The organism is Nonomuraea sp. AD125B, assembly GCF_041402765.1.
GTDB classification, from domain to species: domain Bacteria; phylum Actinomycetota; class Actinomycetes; order Streptosporangiales; family Streptosporangiaceae; genus Nonomuraea; species Nonomuraea bangladeshensis.
In genome coordinates, this window is the sequence record NZ_JBGLOU010000003.1 from 534,553 (window position 1) to 551,039 (window position 16,487).

The window sequence follows — 16,487 nt, forward strand, 5'->3', positions numbered from 1 at the left end:
GGCATCATGGAAATTCCGCCGAAGAAAGGACGGGTATGGCATTCGCGGTGGCCCGGACGAGGGACGAGGCCCATCTCTACTTCGACCTGCACCCGTGCGCCTGCGGGTCGGTCGACACCACCTGGCGCAGCGGCCTGGTGAATGTCGAGGGGACCCTGGCCAACCGCTACACGGGGGTGTGCGAGGTGTGCGGGGCGGCCCGCGAGTACGTGTTCGGGCTGCCGGAACAGCCGGTGATGCCGTCCGGCTACCCGACGTTCGGCGGTCCCGAGCCTTCAGAGCTGCTGGACGCGGGCGAATGGCTGTGGGTCGCCGACCTCACGGCCGGCAACGTCCCTGTCGATGACCGGGACGAGGCGCTGCGCTCGCTGCGCGTCGCGGCGGCGGCCGTCGAGGAGGCCGTCAAGTTCGTGCCGCCGGGCGCGGACGCGGTGCCGGACGACGGGTTCTGGTCGGAACGCGGGCGGCTGGTGCGGGCGGTCGAGCCAGGCAGGTTCGCGCTCGACCGGCTACTGATCGTCCGCGACACCTACCAGGAACTGGCGGGCCGTTATGCCTGAGCGCGGGCTGGCGCGTTCGCTGGTGGAGGCGTACGTGCACTTCGACCTGCTCCAGCCGCAGGGCTCGGCGGCGGCCGAGGTCACGCACGAGCCGGACGGCCTGGTGCTGCGGCTGGGCGCCGCCGAGGTGCTGGTGCCGTACGAGGCGGAGGAGGCGGCCCGCGCGGAGGGGCTGACCTTCGGCGCGGGCCTGTCGGAGCTCCTGGACCCCGGCCAGTGGACGCTGGTCGCGGCCACCTACGCCGACCGCGCGCTGGAGGGCGGGCTGATGTACGCCGCCGGCGTGGCGGCCGGCGAGGACGCCTACACGAAGGTGACCACCAACTGGCGCTTCGCCGCCGACGCCCTGGCCGAGGCCCTGAAATTCTTCCCCGAGGGCGCCGCCGAGCTGCCCCCGGAGGCGTTCTGGACCGAGGAGGGCCAGACCCTGCGGGCCTCGGACCCCGCCCGTCTCACCCGCGAGAAGCTGGAACGCGACCTCACCTTCTACCGCCGCAGCCTGACCGACTTCCAGCGCCTGCGCACCCGCTGATCAACGCGTCAGCAGGCCGTGGGAGAGCTGGTCGGCGGCCCAGTCCTCCCACTGCGGCGTCGTCCAGCCGCATTCGCGCCGCATCACCAGAAACAGGTCCGGCGACAGGATCCCCACGGTGATGTCGGTGGCCCGGCGTTCGGTCAGGCCGGGCCGCAGGGCCCCCAGACGGGCCAGCATGGCGACGACAGTGCCGTGGGCGGTGTGCCGCTCCCGGCTGTTGGCGGCCCATTGGGCGGCCATGCCGGCGTCACCGGCCGCCGCGTCCCGCACCACCGCCAGGACGGGGGCGACCCGGTCGAGGATGACCCCGCTCTCGTGAACCCATCCCGCTACGACCTTCGCCGGTTCCTCCGTCGCCTGCAAGGCCGCGAACCAGGGCCGTTCCAGGAGCGGGACGGGCTCGTCGTCCCCGGCGGAGGCGACGTCGACCACGTGCTTGAGCAACTCGCTCTTGGTTCCGTAGTGGAAGTAGACCGTCTGCACCGAGACCTCGGCCGCGTCGGCGACCAGCTGGAACGTCGTCCCGGCGTAGCCGCGCACGACGAACAGCTCGTGGGCGGCGCTCACGATGCGGTTTCTGGTCTCCGCCGAACGGCGTTTCGGACTCCTGGCCTCTTCCATTTGTTTAGAGTAGCACCTTAAAGTGTGGCCTTAGAGTCTCACTACAAGAGGTGAATCATGGCGCTCTTAGCTGGGTTCCACCACGTCAAGCTGCCGGTCTCCGACGTGCGCAAGAGCCTGGAGTGGTATCGCCGCACGCTCGGCCTCAAGGTGGAGATCGAGTTCGTCGAGGACGGCGTGCTGCGCGGCGTCGCGCTGACCGACCCGGGCCGGACACTCATGCTCGCGCTGCGCGAGGAGCCCGATCGGACCGCCGGCTGGTACGGGTTCGACCCGATCGCGCTGGCCGTACCGACCCTCCAAGCCCTCCACACGTGGTCCGACCACCTGGACGCACTCGAGGTCAGCCACTCCGGCATCGCCGAAGGCAGCGTGGGATGGCTGATCAGCGGCATCACCGACCCCGACGGCATCGAGATCCGGCTCTACACCCAGCAGAGGCGACCATGAGCGCACTCCACCTCCCCGCCGGCGCCGGCGCCACCCATCACTTCCTCGGCACCACGATGACCGTGAAAGCGGGAACGTCGGAGACCGCCGGCGCCCTGACCCTCATCGAACAGGAATGCCCGCCGGACTTCGCCACCCCCTGGCACGTGCACCAGAACGACGACGAGGCGTTCTACGTGCTGTCGGGAACCGTCCAGCTGTACTGCGGCGACCGGACCTGGCAGGCCGGACCCGGCGACTTCGTCCTGCTGCCCCGCCACCTGCCCCACGCCTTCGCCAACCGCCAGGACTCCCCGCTCCGCCTGCTGCAACTGACCTGGCCGGCCGGCTTCGAACACTTCGCGGCCGACATCGCCGACGGTGGCCCCGACCCCGCCCTGCTGGCCGAGGTGGCCGCCCGCCACGGCTACCAGATCCTCGGCCCACCACCGGACGCCATCACGTGAAGCTTCCGCAGAGTTTCCTCTGGCGGCATGCCGTTCAGCTCGCCGCCCGCCGAAAACAGCGGAAGACTAAATTGTCGGCGGCGCTCTCAAGAATGCCTACCGGCACGATCTCGCGCGAAACCACATCGTGCTGAGCGACCACCCGGTCGAGGGAACCCTGGCTCTTCTCGATCAACCGATGAGGTGTTCTATGCCGATCCCCGTGGCCGTGAGGGCGGCGGAGACCGACGTGAGGGCGAGCACGACGAGGGCGCATCCGCTCGACGAGGATGAATTCGAGTTCATTTTGGCAGCGGTCTGGTGGTAGAGCTTCACGGCGGGATCGTTTTCGTCGTCGTAATCCCCGTCGTGGTAGGCGACCATCTTCGCGGCGCACAATGCGCAGAGGCTTCCCTCCGACACCTCTTTGCCGCAACCGTTGCAATGCGCCATGCTCTCAACCTCCGCGGTCCGATTGTCGGAGAGTACCAATCCAGGCGGAACTTTCACAGAGCTAGTCGATATACGTGCTCTGCTTTGTCAATTCGCATCCGGCACCCGTCGAAGGGAAGGACCCCCGCGATGTTCAACCGGCGAGCCCGTTCTCCGTGCCAGGTGCCGGCGGGATCGCCCGGACACCCGTCGTGGCGCCGGCCGACTCCACGAGCTCGGGGCTGCCGAGCGGTCGCGTGCTCTGCTCGGCCGCCTTGAGCTCGACCAGTTGGCTCTCCACGACCTTGAGCGTGTGAAACTTGCGCGCGGTCACCATGACCCGCCCCTCCATCGACCCGACCGTGTCGTTGTACGCCTTGACCGACCGGTCGAGGGACCTACCCAGGGTGTTGAGATGCCCGCCCATGACCGAAAGCCGCTCGTACAGTTCCCGGCCGAGTTCGTACACCTGCTTGAGGTTGTCCTGCAGCGCCGCCTGGGTCCACGCGAACGCCACGGTGCGGAGCAGGGCGATGAGCGAGGTCGGTGTCGCGATCAGGACGTTCTTGGCGATCGCGTACTCGAGCAGGGCCGGCTCCTTCTCCAGCGCCGGCTGGAGGAAGGCGTCACTGGGCACGAAGAGCACGACGAACTCCGGTGATGCGGCGACCTTCCGGAAGTACTCCTTGCCCCCGAGCGCATCCACGTGCTGGCGCAGCTGCCGGGCATGGTCGGCCCAGTGCCTGTCCGTCTCGGTCTCATCGTCGGCCTCTACCGCTGACATGAACGCGGCCATCGGAACCTTGGAGTCCACGACGACGTGCTTGCCACCCGACAGACGGATCAGCATGTCGGGCCGGAGTGAACCCTCGCTGTCGGCGAAGTGGACCTGGGTGTCGAAGTCGCACCGCTCGACCAGGCCCGCCTGCTCCACGGCCCTCTTGAGATGCATCTCGCCCCAGGACCCGCGCACCTGCGGCTTCTTGAGCGCCTCGACGAGCGCACGGGTCTCCTTCCGGGTCCGCTGGCCTTCCTCGGTCAGGGTGATCAGCTGCTGGCTCAGTGTTGCCTCGGCCGCCACGCGGGTGGTGGAGAACTCCTTGAGCTGCCGGTCCATCTCCGCCAACTGATCACGGACCGGCTTGCTGGCCGCGCTCAGGGTCGCCTCGGCCTTGGTCACCAGCTCGGCCTGCGACTGCTTCAGCATCTGGTTGGTCGCCGCGCGCAGCGTCTCCTCCAGGAGCCGGTTGTTGTCCGAGCGGGTCTGATCGAGCTCCTGGCGGACAGCCTGCACCGTCGCGGCCTGCTCCAGCAGCGCCTGTTTCTGCATGACCAACTCGGCAAGCTGCGTCTTCAGGTCCTGGATCTCCGAGCGCAGGACCGACTCCCTCGCCCTCAACTCGGTGATCGAGAGTTCGGTGCCGCGGAGAAGACGACCCGCTTCCGCTCCTCGCGCCTGCTCCGCCTGGAGTTCCGCTCGCAGCCGCTCCGCGTCGGCCGCCTTCCGTTGGAGGCTGCTCCGAGTCGCCTCCACCTCGGCGCCGAGCCGGCCGAGTCGCTCGTCCAGTGTCCTGCGCTCGGTCAGGGCGGTGGCGTGTGCCTGGCTCAAATCGGCCAGTTGCCGCTGGGCCCTGTCCCGTTCGGCGCGCAGCGCGGCCGCCTGCTCGGCGGCCTGGGCTCGCTGTTCCTCGGCGAGCTTCAACGCGACGCGCTCGTCCGCCGCGCGGCCACGGGCGATCAGATACGCGATCGTGGCGCTGACCAGCACAAGCACGATCGCCAGTACGACAAGGGAGAAGGGAGTCATCTCAGGCCACCCGCTTCCAGTCCTGGCACCCGTTGGTCTCGAAGAACTCGCCCTTCTTGACGGCGACTCTGGTCTGTCCCTGGACGTTGCCGTTGGCGATGATGGCGGTGAGCTCGCCGGAGGCGTTCTTCAGGCGGGCCCAGTAGCAGTTGGAGCCGTCCGCCCCGGCCGTCTTGTAGGTGCCGGGCTTGATGTCCTCGCCGACGAGATACTGACCGTCACCGGAGAAGGTGGTCTGCGGGCCGTCTTCTTCCTCCGGGTCCACCACGGGCTCAGCGGTGACCGTCTCTGTTGCGGCAGGCACCGACTCGGCCTGCGCGGTCTCGGTCACCGTGACGACGGGGCGTGGGGAGGCGGACGTCCCGGTGTCGCCACCCGCGCCGATCGCCACGCCGATGGTCAACGAGACGATCGCGGTCAGACCGTGGGCCAGGAAACGCCGGCCCCGCCGGGCCTGGGGCACCACGGGAGCAGCAGGCTGCCAGCCCGGCTGGGCGAAGGACTGCTGGTACGGCGGCTGCGGGTGGGGACCCGTGCCGAGGTTCTGGTTGGTCATGTCGAGTCCTCTCGCGGTCGGACTTCTGAGCCCGAAGGGGTTGACGAGAGAACTGTGGTTCAGGCTCCTTGATGAGCGCTAAATTAATTCCGATAACCCCCCTTATCGACATTTGTTTATTCACGAGCGGTTTTGCACTACCGAGCCTCCGCAGAGCTCGCGGTACGCCTCGCGCAGTTCGGCGGCCTCGGGGGCACGCCTTGCTTCCAGGCCACTGACCACCTCGGCTGCCCGCCAGTGGTGGGAGGGTACGAGGAGTCCGCTGGTCATCGCGGCGAGAGTCAGATGTCCCGCCTCGTCGGGCTGGTCGGCGGCCAGGAGCGCCAGAGCCAGGTCGAGCCGCGCGGCCACGGCCCTGCGCGGCCGTGGCGGGCCGTCGGTCGCCGACTCCAGCCGGGCGAGCACTCCCCGGGAGTACGGCTCGGCCGATGGATCACCGAGCCAGCACAAGGTGGTCGCGAGGTAGGCGTCGGACTTGGCGGGGTCGTACCGGTAGTGATGTTCGGCCCGGTCGGGGACGTGCAGAGGTTCGACGAGCCGCATCAGCCGGTTGAGCGTCTCGTGGGTCTCCCGGGCCCGGCCGAGGCGTGCCCAGGCCCGGCCCTCCTGGGCGGTCGCCTGGATGTACGCCGAGCTGCCGCCGGGCGCGACTCGTTGCGCCGCCTGGGCGAGGGCCAGGGCTTGCCCGAAGTCGCCGTCGGTGAGGACCTGCCACGCCTGCGTCTCCAGACACCAGGCAGCAATCTCCCGATGCTCTGACTCCTTTGCGAGCTGGGCGGCCGTTCGGAGCCGTGCGGCGGCGGCCGGAAACCGGCGCAGGTCGATGAGGCAGGTCGCGGCGAGGAGAGAGAGCCAGCCGCCGGCCACCAGGAGCCGCCGATGCTCGCTGAGCGTCTTCTTGGCGTCCAGGAGTTGGGAGACGTAGGAGAGGTGACGGCGCACCCGCACCAGCAACTCGCGAGGCGGCATCCTCGGGTAGGCCACCGCTAGGTCATCGACCGCCAGTTCCAGACGTTCGAGGGTTTCCCGTCCGACCTCGGTGGCGGCGACGCGACGTGCCAGGTCCAGAGCGTCCCACTCGTCGTCACCGGCGAACCCGACGCTGCGAGGGTTGTACTCGAACAGTTCGTCCTCGGCGAGGCCGAGGGCGCGGGCGTACAGGAGGCGGTAGGGGTCGTCGGGCTGGTTGTGTCCGGCCTCGTACGCCTTGATGCGGCGGACGATGCTCTCGCGCGAGGGGAGTCGGGCTCGCACGTCGTCGTCGGCGGCCTCGGCCAGGCGTCGGGCCATCTCTTTCTGACTCCAGAACCGGTTGCGGCGCTCGGCGCGCAGCCGTACGGCCCAGGCGGGGAGTTCTGTGACCACCGCTGACACCTCGCTGTCAGACCAGGGGGACGTGCTGACGACCCTTAGTGTCCCCCAAACACATCTGTGATCGAAGGATTACTTACCGCTGTAATCGGAGGTGACGAGATCGAAACCGGGGTCCGTAGACGCTGGCACCGCCGTACGGACCCCTTGATCAGGATGGTGGTCCTGACCCATGACCCACGATAGGACTGTTGCCGCCCCTCGTCCGGTGTTCGCGGGATGGCGGATCATGCGCAGTGATGCCGGACGGTGGTGGGCGACGCGCGAGCGGGCGTTCCCCCGGGCGGTCGAGGACGCGGGCGCGCACCGTACGGTCGATGCCGACGACCTGGTGAAGTTGTGCCAGGCCATCGCGGAGCAGGAAAGCATCGCCGAGCAGAAGCGCCCTGCGGCGCGGACGGCCCGTTGACCGCGTCCGCCGGCACGGATGAGGACTGGCCGGGGATTTCGCCCCATCCGGCCGCCCCACGCCCGGAGCGTACGGCGCTGCGGCGGATCGGGCAGGGACTCGCGCCCGGCCGGGTCGTCGCCTACGCCGTGCCCACCCCGGCACAAAAAACCCAGCTCAGCGTACTGAGCTGGGTTTTGGTGCGGTGCGCCGCCAGGGACTCGAACCCCGGACCCGCTGATTAAGAGTCAGCTGCTCTGACCAACTGAGCTAGCGGCGCCTGCGAGAAGGAATATACCGGTCATCCTCATCCTGGTCGAATCGGTCATCTGCGACGCTCTGTTGCTAGAATAAAGTTCGGCCCGCAGACAGGAGCATAGATGTTCGACTCGCCCGCCGACGTGACGGAACGGCTCGCCGCCGTGGACTATCTCTCCGACGACGCCATCTCCACCTCGGTGTTCCTGGCCGCGGCGCTGGGCAAGCCGCTGCTGGTGGAAGGCCCGGCCGGGGTCGGCAAGACGCAGCTCGCCAAGGCGGTCGCCGCGGCGACCGGGTCCGAGCTGATCCGGCTGCAGTGCTACGAGGGCCTGGACGAGGCCCGCGCCCTCTACGAGTGGAACTACAAGAAGCAGCTCCTCCGCATCCAGGCGACCAGCGCCGACGACGACATCTTCACCGAGGAGTTCCTGCTGGAGCGCCCGCTGCTCAAGGCCATCAGGTCCGAGCGGCCCACCGTGCTGCTCATCGACGAGACCGACAAGGCCGACGTCGAGGTGGAGGGCCTGCTGCTGGAGCTGCTGTCGGACTTCCAGGTGACGATCCCCGAGCTCGGCACCGTCGTGGCCCGGAGCCGGCCGTACGTCGTGCTGACCTCCAACGCCACCCGCGAGCTGTCGGAGGCGCTCAAGCGGCGCTGCCTCTACCTGCACATCGAGTACCCGACGCCGGAGCGCGAGCGCGACATCGTGCTCAGCCAGGTGCCGGGCATCCGGGGCGACCTCGCCGAGCAGCTCGCGCGGACCGTCGCGACGCTGCGGGCGCTGGAGCTGAAGAAGGCGCCGTCGGTGGCCGAGACCGTCGACTGGGCCAACACCCTGCTCGCCCTCGGCAGGGACGAGCTGGACGAGGCCACCGTGGCGGGCACCCTGGGCGTGGTGCTCAAGCACGCCGCCGACCACACGCGGGCGGTCAAGGAGCTGGGGCTTCCCGATGCCTGAGACCGGCTCGCTGGTCGACCGGCACGTCGGGTTCGTACGGGCGCTCCGCGAGGCCGGGGTGCCCGTGTCGGTCGCCGAGGGGCTGGACGCCGCCAACGCGCTGCGTGTGGTCGAGCTGGCCGACCGGGAGTCGCTGCGGGCCGCGTACGCGGCGACGCTGGTCAAGAAGCCCGCCTACCGGCCGGGGTTCGACGTGCTGTTCGACCTCTGGTTCCCGGCCACGACGACGGGCATGCGCGCCCCGCGCGAGGAGCCGCTGGACCCGGAGACGGCGACCGTCGAGGAGCTGCGGGCCTACCTCGCGCAGCTGCTGACCGACGGCGGCGAGGCCGAGATGCGGGCGTTCGCGCAGGCGATGGTGAGCCGGTTCGGGCGGCAGCAGGCGTCCGGGCCCGGCCGGCAGAACTGGTTCTCCTACAGCGTCCTGCGGGCACTGTCCCCCGAGACGCTGATGGCCCGCATCCTGCGCGAGGTCCTGGCCGGGCAGGAACGCGGCGGGCTGGCGGAGAAGACCGTGCGGCAGCGGGTCAACTCCGGGATCCGGCGCTTCGAGGAGGAGGTGGCGACCGACGTCCGGCGCCGCATCGCCGAGGACTCCGGCGTGGAGCGCATCGCCCGCTCCGCCGTACGCCCGCCGCTCGACCAGATCGACTTCCTGCGCATCACCAAGGCCGACCTGTCCCGGCTGCGCCGGGAGGTGCACCCGCTGGCGCGGCGGCTGGCGGCGCGGCTGACGATCAAGCACAGGAAGGGCCGGCGCGGGCGGCTCGACTTCCGCCGCACCATGCGGGCCTCGCTGCAGAGCGGCGGCGTCCCGCTGACCACGCACTTCAAGCCGCCCCGGCCGCACAAGCCGGAGCTGGTCATCCTCTGCGACACCAGCGACTCGGTCTCGTCGTTCGCGCACTTCACGCTGCTGCTGACGTACGCGCTGCGTGAGCAGTTCACGAAGGTGCGGGCGTTCGGCTTCGTGGACACCGTGGACGAGATCACCCGGTTCTTCCAGCCCGGCGCCGACGTCGTCGAGGCGATGACCCGGCTCGCGAACGAGGCCGACATGGTCCGCTTCGGCCGCACCAACTACGGCCACAGCCTGGAGACCTTCGCCGAGCGCTACGGCGACGCGATCGGCCCCAAGACCTCGCTGCTGATCCTCGGCGACGCCCGCTCCAACTACCAGCCGCCCGCGCTCGACCTGCTGAAGTCGCTGGCCGGCAAGGCCCGCCACGCCTACTGGCTGAACCCGGAACCCCGGCCGCAGTGGGACACCGGCGACTCGGTGGCGAGCGACTACGCCACGATCGTCCCGATGCACGAGTGCCGCAACGTCGCCCAGCTCACCGCGTTCATCGAGACCCTGGCCTGAGGGTCCGCGAAGCCGTCGTGCCGCCGGGCCATGGACCGGCGGCACGAGCGGCGATCCCGGCCGGGGCCGGGCCGGGATCGCGGGGAGGCAGGTCTCAGACGGCGAGTCTCAGACGGCGAGTTTCAGACGGCGGCCTTGAGCAGTTCCTTGGCCGCGGTGCGGGTGAGCAGCTCGATCTGCTCGTCGGTGAAGACGCGCCCCTCGACGGCCTTGATGACCTTGGGGGCCACGCGCGGCTTGAGCACCGTGAGCCCTTCGGCCACGAAGACGCCGCCCCTGGGCAGCAGGCCGCAGTGGACCGCGAGCATGGGCGAGATCGTCACCTGGACGCCGGTCTCGCGGGTCAGCAGGTCGCCGAACGACTCGGCGGTCTTGACGAGCTTGCTCGCGTACGTGGAGCCGTATTTCTCGCCGAAGAACAGCCGGCCGCCGTAGACGTTGATGTCGGTGTCGGGGCTCCAGGACTCGTTGTCCACGATCCACACCCCGGCGGGGCCGATGATCAGGTGGTCGATGGACGCCTCGCCCTTGACGGCGCGCCCGTCGAGCACGGTGTAGCCCTGCCGGCCCAGGGAGCGGCGCAGGATGCGGGCGGTGATGGTCTCACCGTGCTTGGCCCCGCGCCAGACGGCGGTGGCGTAGAAGGCGCGCCAGTCGAGGAACCAGTCGACCGCGGCCACGAGGGCGGCGACCAGCAGGCCCACCGCGACCGAGGCTCCGGAGAGGTCGAAGCGCAGGGCCACCGCGACGCCGACGACGAACCCCACGCCCGTCTTGACGTATCGGGACCTGCGGCGGTTCTTGGCGTCCTCGCGCCACAGTTTTTCGTACCACCACTGCGCGGAGTTTCCTGTGTACTTGTCGCTTGGCTGCACGTAGATCGAGCCACCGGGCACGGCAAACTCCCCCAAAAGAGTAGGAAATGTGCAGGATCTGCCACGCCGAAGATCCCTCGCCGGTCAAGGGATACCCGGCTCGCAACCAAGGCAAGCCTAAGGTGAGACGATTGGCACCGGCAAGCAGGGGTTCCCCCTGCGTCTACCGACCAGTCGGTATGCTGTCCCGGTGACCAAGGGGCAGCATGGGAAAGACGAACCGGTCCGGCAGCGACTGCTCGCCGAGGCGACCCGGCTGTTCGCCGAGCGCGGGTTCGAGGGCACCTCCGTGCAGGAGATCGTCGTGGCGGCGGGCGTCACCAAGGGCGCCATGTACCACTATTTCGACTCCAAGGACGACCTGCTGCGCGAGGTCTACGGCCGGGTCCTGCGCATGCAGATGGACCGGCTCACCGCGATCGCGGAGGGCTCGGGCACGGTCGAGCAGCGCCTGCACCGCGCCGCCGCCGACGTCGTCGAGACCACGACCGCCAACCTCGACGACTCCAAGATCTTCTTCCGGTCGATGCACCTGCTCGCTCCGGAGACCCAGAAGACCGTGCGCGCCGAACGCCGCCGCTACCACGAGCGCTTCCGCGACCTCGTGGCCGAGGGGCAGCGCGCCGGCGTCTTCTCCGGCAAGGTCCCCGCCGACCTGGTCGTCGACTACTTCTTCGGCTCGGTGCACCACCTGGGCACGTGGTTCCACGCGGACGGGCCGCTCACCGGCGCCCAGGTGGGCAGGCACTTCGCCGACCTACTGCTCGCCTCCCTCGGGGCCGGGCACGTCGACGAGTGAGGCCAGGGCGGCCCGGTGGTCGCCCGGCGTGCCGAGCGCGATCTCCGAGGACTTCGCGCGCTTGAGATAGAGATGTACGGGGTGCTCCCACGTCATCCCGATCCCGCCGTGCAGTTGCAGCGCGTCCTCCGCCACGCGCACCGCGACCCCGGCGTTCCACGCCTGCGCCACGGCCACCGAGACGGCCGAGGGGTCGGCCACCGCGTTGCGGGCCGCGGCCCGGGCCCGTACGACGTCCAGCCACAGGTCGGCCAGCCGGTGCTTGATCGCCTGGAACGAGCCGATGGGCCGGGCGAACTGATGACGCTCCTTGACATAGCCGAGCGTCGTCTCCAGGCACCACTCCGCCACGCCGAGCTGCTCGCTGGCCAGCAGCGCCGCGCCGAGCCGCAGCACGGCGGCCAGGTCGCAGGCCCCCACGTGCCGGGCCTCGGCCCGGTCGAAGGTCACCGTGGCGACCGGCCTGGTCAGGTCCAGCGACGGGACCGCCGTCACCTGGGCCGCCGCCGCCTCGACCGCGTACAGCTCGCCGTCGACCGGCACCAGCAGCACGTCGGCCACGTCCGCGCCGGCGACGCCGGTCACCGTGCCGGACAGCCGGCCGCCCTCCGCCCGCACCTCCGAGCCGCGCTGCGGCCGGTACGGCGAGGCCGCGAACGACACCGCGAGCGCCGCCGTACGCCGCCCCTCGGCCAGCTCGCCGAGCAGCGCGTCCCTGGTCGGCAGCAGCGCCCGGGTGGCGAGCACCGCGCTGGTGAGGAACGGCACCGGCGCCACGGCCCGGCCCAGCTCCTCCAGCACCACGCCCGCCTCGCCGGGACCGGCTCCCGCGCCGCCCAGCTCCTCGGGGATCAGCAGCCCGGCCACGCCGATCTCGCCGGCCAGCGTCTTCCACAGGTCCAGGTCGGCGGGCTCGGACTCCACCCGCTTGAGCACGGCGGCCGGCGGGCAGCGGTCGGCCAGCAGCGCCCGCACGCTCGCGCGCAGCTCCTCCTCGATCTCCGTGTACAGCAGGGTCATCGCGGCAGGTCCTTCCAGGGGACGTCCTTGTCGACGCGGGGTTCGGAGGGCAGGCCGAGCACCCGCTCGGAGATGATGTTGCGCAGGATCTCGGACGTGCCGCCCTCGATCGAGTTGCCCTTGGCCCGCAGGTAGCGGTAGCCGGGCCCGCGGCCGAAGAAGTCGACGTCCTCGGATCGGCGGAACGCCCAGTCGTCGTAGCCGAGGTCGCGGTTGAACTCGACGTCGAAGCCGGACAGCGCCTGGTTGAGCTTGGCGAACGACAGCTTCATCCCCGACCCCTCGGGCCCCGGCTCCCCCGCGGCGAGCTGCTCGCGCAGCCGCGCGCCGGACAGGCGGGTGACCTCGGCCTCCACCCACAGCGACAGCAGCCGCTGGTGCAGGTCGTGGGTACGCAGCTCGGGACGCTCGCGCCAGGCGTCGAGCACCGTCGCCATGACGCCGCCGCCGCGCCGGGTGGGCGCGCCGCCGATGGCCACGCGCTCGTTCATGAGCGTGGTCTGCGCGACCCGCCAGCCGTCGCCGATCTCGCCGAGCCGCAGGTCGTCGGAGAGCCGTACGCCGGTGAGGAAGACCTCGTTGAACTCGGCCTCGCCGGTGATCTGCCGCAGCGGCCGCACCTCGACGCCGGGGGCCTGCATGTCGCACACGAAGTACGTGAGGCCGCGGTGCTTGGGCACGTCCGGATCGGTACGGGTGACGAGGATGGCCCAGCGGGCGTGGTGGGCGCCGGACGTCCACACCTTCTGGCCGTCCACCACCCATTCGTCGCCGTCGCGTACCGCGCGGGTGGCGAGCGTGGCCAGGTCGGACCCGGCGCCAGGCTCGCTGAAGAGCTGGCACCAGATCTCCTCGCCGGTCCACAGGGGACGCAGGAAGCGGCGCTTCTGCTCCTCGGTGCCGAACGCCAGGATCGTGGGCGCGGCCATGCCGAGCCCGATGCCCTGCTTGCCGCCGTTGATCTGCGGGGTGTCGGCCAGCTCCCGCTCGACGACCTGCTGCAGCTCGCGGGGCGCGCCGAGCCCGCCGAGCCCCTTGGGGAACCACACCCAGGCGAGCCCGGCGTCGAACCTGGCCCGCAGGAACTCCAGCCGGTCCCCGGCCGGGTCGTGCCCGGCCAGGAACTCCGCGACCCGCTCCTTAATCTCCGCCTCGTTCACCTCTGCCTCACATCCACTTCTTGAGCTCGCGGTAGGCGAGTGAGCGCTTGTGCACCTCGTCGGGGCCGTCGGCGAGGCGCAGCGTGCGCGCGTGCGCCCAGAGCGCCGCCAGCGGGAAGTCCTGGGAGACGCCGCCTGCCCCGTGCACCTGCACGGCCTTGTCGAGGATCCACTCCACGGCGATCGGAGTGGCGATCTTGATGGACTGGATCTCGGTGTGGGCGCCCTGGTTGCCCACCGTGTCCATGAGCCAGGCCGTCTTCAGCACGAGCAGCCGGAGCTGCTCGATGCGGATGCGGGACTCGGCGATCCAGTCCTGGACCACGCCCTGCCGGGCGACGGGCTTGCCGAACGCGGTGCGCGACAGCGCCCGCCGGCACATCAGCTCGACCGCCCGCTCGGCCATGCCGATGAGGCGCATGCAGTGGTGGATGCGTCCGGGGCCGAGGCGGGCCTGGGCGATGGCGAAACCGCCGCCCTCCTCGCCGATGAGGTTGGCCACCGGGACGCGGACGTCCTCGAAGACGACCTCGGCGTGGCCGCCGTGGTCGGCGTCGGTGTAGCCGAAGACGTGCATGCCGCGCTTGACGTGCAGGCCGGGGGTGTCGCGGGGCACCAGGACCATGCTCTGCTGGCGGTGCTTCGGCGCCTCCGGGTCGGTCTTGCCCATGACGATGAAGATCTTGCAGTTGGGGTTCATCGCGCCGGAGATGTACCACTTGCGGCCGTTGATGACGTACTCGTCGCCGTCACGGACGATGGAGGTGGCGATGTTGGTGGCGTCGGAGGAGGCCACGTCCGGCTCCGTCATCGCGAAGGCGGAGCGGATCTCGCCGTCGAGCAGCGGCCGCAGCCACTCCTTGCGCTGCCACTCGCTGCCGAACATCGCCAGCACTTCCATGTTGCCGGTGTCGGGGGCCGCGCAGTTGGTGGCCGCCGGGGCGATGCTGGGACTCCGGCCGAGGATCTCGGCCAGCGGGGCGTACTGGAGGTTCGTCAGGCCGGCGCCGTGCTCCCCGGGGAGGAACAGGTTCCACAGGCCGCGCTTCCTGGCCTCGTCCTTGAGGTCGTCCAGGAGGGGCGGAATGCTCCAGCCGCTGTCGGCCGCCTGCTCCTCGAAGGCCGCCTCGGCGGGGTAGACGCACTCGTCCATGAAACGCAGCAGGCGTTCCCGCAGGTCCTCGGTGACTTGGTCATAGGCGAAGTCCATGCCGTGAGCCTACCGACCGGCCGGTATGAGTGTCGACAGGTGGATCCTCATAAAAACCGTCATGTGGCCATCATCCGTGCCAAGCCGGGCCACCTAGGGTTGCCCCATGACCGCCACGCTCCCTCAGCCCGTCGTCCTCGAGAACGACGTCGTACGGCTCGAACCGCTCGCCCTCGCCCACGTCCCCGACCTGTTCGCCGCCGGCGGCGGTGACGACGAGGTGTGGCGGTGGCTGCCGGTCACCACGCCGCGTACGGAGGAGGAGCTGGCCAAGACGGCGCTGTCCCTCATTCACGACGACCAGCACGTCCCGTTCGCCGTGATCGCGAAGGAGAGCGGCCGGGCGGTCGGCTGGACGACCTACGGCGACGTGCCGGGGTTCGAGGCCAGCGTCGAGATCGGCTGGACCTGGTACGGCCGCGCGGTCTGGCGCACCGCCGTCAACACCGCCTGCAAGCTGCTGCTCGTGGAGCACGCCTTCGGGCTCGGGCTCAACCGCGTCATGCTGAAGACCGACGTGCTCAACGTACGTTCCCAGAATGCCATCAGGCGGATCGGCGGCGTGCACGAGGGCACGCTGCGCCGGCACCGCCGGCGGCCGGACGGCACCTGGCGCGACACCGCCGTCTTCGGCATCCTCGACGAGGAGTGGCCCGAGCACCGCGCCCGCCTGCTGAGCCGCCCGTAGGACCCCCTGCGCGAGAATGCCGGTCATGGAGCTGGACCATCTCGTGTACGCCACCCCCGACCTCGACGCCACCGTGGCCGAGCTGGAGCGGCGGCTCGGCGTGCGGGCCGCCGTCGGCGGGCGGCACCCGGGGCTCGGCACCCGCAACCGGCTCATCGGGCTCGGCGGCCGGAGCTACCTGGAGGTCATCGGGCCCGATCCCGAGCAGGAGGAGCCGGCCGGGCCGCGGCCGTTCCTCATCAACTGGGGCGCCGCCCGGCACCCGACCGAGGACGACCTGCCGCGGGTGGAGCTGGTGTCGCTGACCGTCGCCCACCCCGACCCGGCGCGGTCCGGCCGGCCCTGGCGGCCGTCGGAGCCACGGCCGTCCTGACGAAGGAGCCGGCGCCGCGCCTGGTGGCCGAGCTGACCGGCCGGACCGGCCCGGTCACGCTCACCTGACCGGGCGGAGCATGCCGGTGAGCAGGTCGGCGACGCCGCGGCGCAGGTCGTCCTCGGCGGACGGGCCGCCGGCGCCCGCGACGGCGTAGAACATCAGTCCCTCGGCGAAGGCCACGAGCTCGCCGGCGTGCCGCGCCGGCTCCGCCGAGCCCATCGCGGCCAGCAGCGCCGCCGCGACCTCGCGGAAGCGGCGGCCCGCGAGGTCGTAGACCGCGCGCAGCTCGGGCCGGCGCGTGGCCTCCAGGGCCAGCTCGTAGCGGGCGAGCGTACGCCGGCGGTCGAGGAGCTGCGCGTGCAGCGCCCGCGCGAACACCCGGGCCGCCCCGTCCACGCCCACCGTGGGGTCGAGCGCCTCCGGGGCGAAGACCGCGGACTCCAGCTCCGTGAGCCGGGCCAGCGTCAGCTCCAGCAGGGCCGCCCGCGTCCTCGCGAGGTTGGACGTGGAGCCGGGCGGCAGGCCCGCCGCCTCGTCCACCGCCCGATGGGTGAGGCCGCGCATGCCGCGCTCGGCCAGCAGGGCGATGGCCGTGTCCGCGACGAGCTCCGAACGTCTCATGGCAGCC

20 protein-coding genes and 1 tRNA gene are annotated in these 16,487 nt (G+C 70.6%); 10 read left to right on the forward strand and 11 right to left on the reverse strand.

What is annotated here, in order from left to right:
* Nucleotides 1-35 precede the first annotated feature (35 nt).
* Both ACBR40_RS11530 and ACBR40_RS11535 read left to right on the forward strand, forming a co-directional pair.
* Nucleotides 36-560, forward strand: a complete 525-nt coding sequence (locus ACBR40_RS11530; RefSeq protein WP_371248652.1) for a hypothetical protein — start codon at nt 36-38, stop codon at nt 558-560.
* Nucleotides 553-1,092 (forward strand): hypothetical protein, encoded by a 540-nt coding sequence (locus tag ACBR40_RS11535; RefSeq protein ID WP_371248653.1) that lies wholly within the window; start codon nt 553-555, stop codon nt 1,090-1,092. Before ACBR40_RS11530 ends, ACBR40_RS11535 begins: the two co-directional genes overlap by 8 nt.
* Here the strand turns inward: ACBR40_RS11535 and ACBR40_RS11540 are convergent, their stop codons facing one another.
* Nucleotides 1,093-1,662, reverse strand: a complete 570-nt coding sequence (locus tag ACBR40_RS11540) for a helix-turn-helix domain-containing protein (RefSeq protein WP_371248654.1) — start codon at nt 1,660-1,662, stop codon at nt 1,093-1,095.
* Between the two features lie 111 nt (nt 1,663-1,773).
* Here ACBR40_RS11540 and ACBR40_RS11545 point away from each other — a divergent pair, with 111 nt between their 5' ends.
* Complete coding sequence (locus ACBR40_RS11545; protein ID WP_371248655.1) at nt 1,774-2,166, forward strand: VOC family protein; 393 nt, start codon at nt 1,774-1,776, stop codon at nt 2,164-2,166.
* Complete coding sequence (locus tag ACBR40_RS11550) at nt 2,163-2,612, forward strand: cupin domain-containing protein (RefSeq protein ID WP_371248656.1); 450 nt, start codon at nt 2,163-2,165, stop codon at nt 2,610-2,612. The genes ACBR40_RS11545 and ACBR40_RS11550 overlap by 4 nt, the downstream gene beginning before the upstream one ends.
* Nucleotides 2,613-2,783: 171 nt before the next feature.
* On the opposite strand, the gene ACBR40_RS11555 is transcribed toward ACBR40_RS11550, so the two are convergent.
* From ACBR40_RS11555 to ACBR40_RS11570, 4 genes are all read right to left on the reverse strand, one after another.
* Complete coding sequence (locus tag ACBR40_RS11555; RefSeq protein ID WP_371248657.1) at nt 2,784-3,044, reverse strand: hypothetical protein; 261 nt, start codon at nt 3,042-3,044, stop codon at nt 2,784-2,786.
* 133 nt (nt 3,045-3,177) lie between these two features.
* Entirely contained in the window at nt 3,178-4,797 is a 1,620-nt protein-coding gene (gene rmuC / locus ACBR40_RS11560; protein WP_371248658.1) for a DNA recombination protein RmuC, read from the reverse strand.
* A 34-nt stretch (nt 4,798-4,831) separates the two neighbouring features.
* Nucleotides 4,832-5,386 carry a hypothetical protein gene (locus ACBR40_RS11565; protein WP_371248659.1) on the reverse strand — a complete coding sequence of 185 codons (555 nt, stop codon included), beginning with the start codon at nt 5,384-5,386 and terminating at the stop codon, nt 4,832-4,834.
* Nucleotides 5,387-5,506: 120 nt separating this feature from the next.
* Nucleotides 5,507-6,751, reverse strand: coding sequence for a helix-turn-helix transcriptional regulator (locus tag ACBR40_RS11570; protein ID WP_371248660.1), 1,245 nt, complete (start codon nt 6,749-6,751; stop codon nt 5,507-5,509).
* 235 nt (nt 6,752-6,986) lie between these two features.
* On the opposite strand from ACBR40_RS11570, the gene ACBR40_RS11575 reads away from it, so the two are divergent.
* Nucleotides 6,987-7,166: a hypothetical protein gene (locus ACBR40_RS11575; RefSeq protein WP_371248661.1), complete on the forward strand. Its 180-nt coding sequence runs from the start codon at nt 6,987-6,989 to the stop codon at nt 7,164-7,166.
* 185 nt (nt 7,167-7,351) lie between these two features.
* On the opposite strand, the gene ACBR40_RS11580 is transcribed toward ACBR40_RS11575, so the two are convergent.
* Nucleotides 7,352-7,425, reverse strand: a tRNA-Lys gene (locus ACBR40_RS11580).
* Nucleotides 7,426-7,525: 100 nt separating this feature from the next.
* Here ACBR40_RS11580 and ACBR40_RS11585 point away from each other — a divergent pair.
* Both ACBR40_RS11585 and ACBR40_RS11590 read left to right on the forward strand, forming a co-directional pair.
* Entirely contained in the window at nt 7,526-8,365 is an 840-nt protein-coding gene (locus ACBR40_RS11585) for an AAA family ATPase (RefSeq protein WP_371248662.1), read from the forward strand.
* Nucleotides 8,358-9,731: a VWA domain-containing protein gene (locus ACBR40_RS11590; RefSeq protein WP_371248663.1), complete on the forward strand. Its 1,374-nt coding sequence runs from the start codon at nt 8,358-8,360 to the stop codon at nt 9,729-9,731. The genes ACBR40_RS11585 and ACBR40_RS11590 overlap by 8 nt, the downstream gene beginning before the upstream one ends.
* Nucleotides 9,732-9,853: 122 nt before the next feature.
* Here the strand turns inward: ACBR40_RS11590 and ACBR40_RS11595 are convergent, their stop codons facing one another.
* Nucleotides 9,854-10,627 (reverse strand): nuclease-related domain-containing protein, encoded by a 774-nt coding sequence (locus ACBR40_RS11595; RefSeq protein WP_371248664.1) that lies wholly within the window; start codon nt 10,625-10,627, stop codon nt 9,854-9,856.
* Between the two features lie 169 nt (nt 10,628-10,796).
* Between ACBR40_RS11595 and ACBR40_RS11600 the strand changes: the two genes are divergently transcribed.
* The gene (locus tag ACBR40_RS11600) at nt 10,797-11,405 is read left to right on the forward strand and encodes a TetR/AcrR family transcriptional regulator (RefSeq protein ID WP_371248665.1); all 609 of its coding nucleotides are present in this window, start codon (nt 10,797-10,799) and stop codon (nt 11,403-11,405) included.
* On the opposite strand, the gene ACBR40_RS11605 is transcribed toward ACBR40_RS11600, so the two are convergent.
* The 3 genes from ACBR40_RS11605 to ACBR40_RS11615 are packed head-to-tail and all read right to left on the reverse strand — an operon-like array spanning nt 11,364 to nt 14,795.
* Nucleotides 11,364-12,425, reverse strand: a complete 1,062-nt coding sequence (locus ACBR40_RS11605) for an acyl-CoA dehydrogenase family protein (RefSeq protein WP_371248666.1) — start codon at nt 12,423-12,425, stop codon at nt 11,364-11,366. The genes ACBR40_RS11600 and ACBR40_RS11605 overlap by 42 nt on opposite strands.
* Entirely contained in the window at nt 12,422-13,585 is a 1,164-nt protein-coding gene (locus tag ACBR40_RS11610) for an acyl-CoA dehydrogenase family protein (RefSeq protein WP_344206578.1), read from the reverse strand. Before ACBR40_RS11610 ends, ACBR40_RS11605 begins: the two co-directional genes overlap by 4 nt.
* A gap of 7 nt (nt 13,586-13,592) precedes the next feature.
* A complete protein-coding gene (locus tag ACBR40_RS11615) occupies nt 13,593-14,795 on the reverse strand; it encodes an acyl-CoA dehydrogenase family protein (RefSeq protein WP_371248667.1) in 1,203 nt (400 codons plus the stop codon).
* Nucleotides 14,796-14,901: 106 nt separating this feature from the next.
* On the opposite strand from ACBR40_RS11615, the gene ACBR40_RS11620 reads away from it, so the two are divergent.
* Nucleotides 14,902-15,483, forward strand: coding sequence for a GNAT family protein (locus ACBR40_RS11620; protein WP_344206576.1), 582 nt, complete (start codon nt 14,902-14,904; stop codon nt 15,481-15,483).
* Nucleotides 15,484-15,508: 25 nt separating this feature from the next.
* Nucleotides 15,509-15,856 carry a VOC family protein gene (locus tag ACBR40_RS11625; RefSeq protein ID WP_371248668.1) on the forward strand — a complete coding sequence of 116 codons (348 nt, stop codon included), beginning with the start codon at nt 15,509-15,511 and terminating at the stop codon, nt 15,854-15,856.
* Nucleotides 15,857-15,916: 60 nt separating this feature from the next.
* Here the strand turns inward: ACBR40_RS11625 and ACBR40_RS11630 are convergent, their stop codons facing one another.
* Entirely contained in the window at nt 15,917-16,480 is a 564-nt protein-coding gene (locus tag ACBR40_RS11630; protein ID WP_371248669.1) for a TetR/AcrR family transcriptional regulator, read from the reverse strand.
* Nucleotides 16,481-16,487 lie beyond the last annotated feature (7 nt).